1 protein-coding gene is annotated in these 3,741 nt (G+C 77.6%); it reads right to left on the bottom strand.

The genetic code is table 11. From position 1 onward, the window contains the following. Positions 1-94: 94 nt before the first annotated feature. The coding region (locus tag ABZ914_RS48440; protein ID WP_500201370.1) for a condensation domain-containing protein at positions 95-3,741 on the bottom strand (3,647 nt) is incomplete at its 5' end.

Below are 3,741 nucleotides of genomic sequence, written 5' to 3'. Positions count from 1 at the left end.
TTGTAGCTGATCCGCGTGCCGGAGCCGGCGCGGCGGGCGATGCCGTCCTGCGCGCCGACGGACGTGAACGGCACGACGTTCGCCGACCCCGTCCCTAGGCGTTCAGCAGCGAGGTGACGAGCAGGCCGCCGGACCAGCCGTCCAGCAGGATCAGCTCGGACGTCAGGACCAGCCGGTGGTCATGCTCGCCGAGGCTCGCGAGCGCGAACCGGATCAGCGGCGGCGCGGCCGGGTCGAACGGCTCGGCGCGCTGCGCGTCGACGAACGCGTCGAGGCCGTCCTCACCGGAGACTTCGGCGTGCGTCCAGGGCGTCTCCCATGCGTCCGGCACGAACTGGACGGCGCGGTCGCCGTCGGTACGGAACCCGGCGCGCAGGTTGGGGAACTTCTCCAGGACGGCGCGCGCCGCGTCCGCCATCCGTGCCGGGTCGACCGGGCCGGACAGCGACACCACGGCCTGCTGCACGTAGATGTCGCGGCCCTCGCCCGCCATCATCAGGTGGAAGAGCAGTCCCTCCTGGAGCGGCGACAGCGGCAGCTCGCCGGCGGTCCCGTCCTGGGCGGCGGCCACGGGCGCCGGGGTGCCGGCGGCCCGCGCGAGCGCCTCGACGGTCCGGAGCCGGAACACGTCGCGGACGGTGAACGACAGCCCGGCGCGGCGGGCGCGGGCGACGAGCAGGGCCGCGCCGATGCTGTCGCCGCCGGAGCGGAAGAAGTCGTCGTCCGCGCCGACCGCGTCGCGGCCGAGGACGGCGGCGGCGAGGCGCGCGAGGACGCGCTCGGCCTCCGTCGCGGGGGCGCGCCCGGCGGCGGGCCGTCCCGGCTCGGGCAGCGCCCGCCGGTCGGTCTTGCCGTTCGGGGTGGCCGGCAGCTCGTCCAGCACCACCACCTCGGCCGGGACGAGGTGGGCGGGCAGGCGCGCGCGGAGCCCGTCGAGCACGGCGCCGGCCTCGGCGTCGCCGGTGACGTAGCCGACCAGGCGCGTCCCGTGCACGGCGACGGCGGCGCGGCGGACGCCGTCCTGCGCGGTCAGGGCCGCCTCGACCTCGCCCGGCTCGATCCGGAACCCGCGCAGCGAGATCTGGTCGTCGGCGCGGCCGAGGAAGTCCAGGCCGCCGTCGCGGCGGCGCCGGACCCGGTCGCCGGTGCGGTAGAGGCGGGAGCCGGGCGGGCCGAACGGGTTCGCGACGAACCGCTCGGCGGTGCGGGCCGGGTCGCCGAGGTAGCCGCGCGCGAGGCCGTCGCCCGCGAGGTACAGCTCGCCGGCGGGCACCTCGCGGAGCGCGGCGTCCAGGACGTAGGCGCGGGTGTTGGCGATCGGGACGAGTCCTCCGCCCTCCGCGATCAGGCTGTCCCCGGCGGCCTCGGAACAGCCGTAGAGGTCGACGAGCCGGGCGGGGACCCGCGCCGCGAGGGCGGCCGGCAGTGCCTCGCCGCTGCTGATCCAGGTCGTGACGGACGGCGGCAGGCCGCGCTCCACCAGCGCGGCGAGCAGGCTCGGCACCAGCGTGACCGTCCGCACGCCGTGCCGTTCGACGAGGTCGCCGAGCGCGACGGCGTCGGCCGCGGTGGCCTCGTCGGCGATCACGACCGTGTCGCCCGCGACGAGGCCGCCGAGCAGCTCGGTGATCCCGTCGATGAACGCGGGAGAGCTCTTGGCGACGCGGACGCCGGGGGCGGTGAGGCCGGCGCCCCACGCGAGCCGGTTGGCGAGGGCCTCCTGCGTGCCCGCGACGGCCTTCGGCGCGCCGGTCGAGCCCGACGTGAAGACGACATAGGCGAGGTGGCCGGGCTGGACGTCGGGGCGTTCCCGGGGCGGCGCGTCGAGGGGCGGCTCGTCGCGCCCGAGGACGAGCAGCGGGCGGGCGGCGTCCAGCATCGCGTCGACCCTCGCCCGCGGGTAGGCGAGGTCGATCGGCAGGCAGGCAGCGCCGGTCTTGAGGACGGCCAGCAGCGCGACCGCGAACGCGTCGGAGCGCGGCAGGGCGATGCCGACGACGCGTTCGGGTCCCGCGCCGGCCGCCGCGAGCCGGTCGGCGAGGGCCTCGGCGCGGCGGTCCAGTTCGGCGTAGGTGGTCGCGGTGCCGCCGAACACCAGGGCGGTCGCGTCCGGGGTCCGCGCGGCCTGCGCCTCGACCAGTTCCGCGACCGTCCGTACCGGCAGGTCGCGGGCCGTGTCCGGGTGCGCGACGGGCGCGCCGAGGGCGGACAGGCGGCGGCCGGGATCCTCGGTGACCTGGTCGAGGAGGCGGGCGAGGTCGTCCAGGAGGCCCTCGACCGTGGCGGCGTCGAAGAGGTCCTCGGCGTGGGCGGCGAACCCCTCGATCTCGTCCGCCCCGCCCGCGCGGGCGGGGCCTTCGGCGAAGTACAGGTCGAGGTCGAACTTGACGCCGCCGGTCGCGGGCAGGAACGGCTCGGCGCGCACGCCCGGCAGCGCGAGCCGGACGTCGTCCAGCCGCTGGTGGACGATCATCACCTGGAACAGCGGGTTGCGCGCCAGCGACCGCTCCGGCGCGAGGCGCTCGACCACGCGCTCGAACGGGACGTCCGCGTGCGAGAACGCGGCGAGGTCGGCGGCGCGGACCCGCTCCAGCAGCTCGGTGAACGCGGGGTCGCCGGACAGGTCGGTGCGCAGCACGAGCGGGTTGACGAACACGCCGACCAGCCCGGCGAGGTCCTCGTCGGCGCGCGCGGCGATGGGCGTGCCGAGCGCGATGTCGTCGCCCGCGCCGGACCGCTGGAGCAGCGCGGCGACGGCGGCGTGCAGGACCATGAACACGCTGGTGCCGGTCGCGCGGGCGAGCCGCCGCGCCCCGGCCGCCGGGAGCCGGAACGGGACGAGGCCGCCGCGGTGGCTCGGCTCGGCCGGGCGCGGCCGGTCGAACGGCAGCACGGTCTCCTGCGGGAGCCCGGAGAGCGTCCGCTCCCAGTGGCCGAGCCCTTCGGAGAGGTCGGCGGAGGTCGCGCGCTCCCACGCGGCGTAGTCGGCGTACTGGACGGGCAGCGGTTCCCAGCCGGGCGCCTCCCCGGCACGGCGGGCCTCGTAGGCGCGGGCGAGGTCGGCGAGCAGCGGCGTGAACGACCACTCGTCGGCCGCCGCGTGGTGCAGCAGCAGGGTCAGCGACCACTCCTCGTCGCCGGTGCGGACGAGAGTGCCGCGGACGGGCAGGTCGGCGGCGATGTCGAAGACGTGCGACGCCGCGTCCCGCTCGATGGCCGCGCGGCGCTCCGGGCTCTCGGCGCGGGCGTCGGCGACGGTGAGGGCCACCGGCGTGCCGGGGTCCAGGATCCGCTGGACGGGCAGGCCGTCGTCGCCCTCGACCAGCAGCGTCCGCAGCGCCTCGTGCCGGGCGACGACGTCGGCGAACGCGGCGCGCAGCGCGGCCGGGTCGAGAGCGCCGGTGAGCCGGAGGCCGAACGGCAGGGCGTAGGACGCCGACGGTCCGCGCAGCCGCTCCTCCAGCCACATGCCGCGCTGCGCCGCGGACGCCGGGACGGGCCGCGGCCGCTCCACGTCCCGGACGCGGACGCCGTGCCGCGCCACCAGGCGCGGGGCGAGGGCGGCGACGGTCGGCGCCTCGAACACGTCGGCGATGGAGAACTCCGCGTCCAGGACGGTGCGGACGCGGGCGGCGAGCTTCGCGGCGAGCAGCGAGTGGCCGCCGAGCGCGAAGAAGTCGACGCGCGTCCTGACCCCGCGCGCGCCCAGCCGCCGTGCTCTATGCCCGGTGCGGGCCGGTG

This window comes from Spirillospora sp. NPDC046719 (assembly GCF_040645715.1).
In the GTDB taxonomy this organism is placed as follows: domain Bacteria; phylum Actinomycetota; class Actinomycetes; order Streptosporangiales; family Streptosporangiaceae; genus Spirillospora.
The sequence above is the reverse complement of the archived record's forward strand: the minus strand, read 5'-3'. Positions and strand labels throughout refer to the sequence as shown.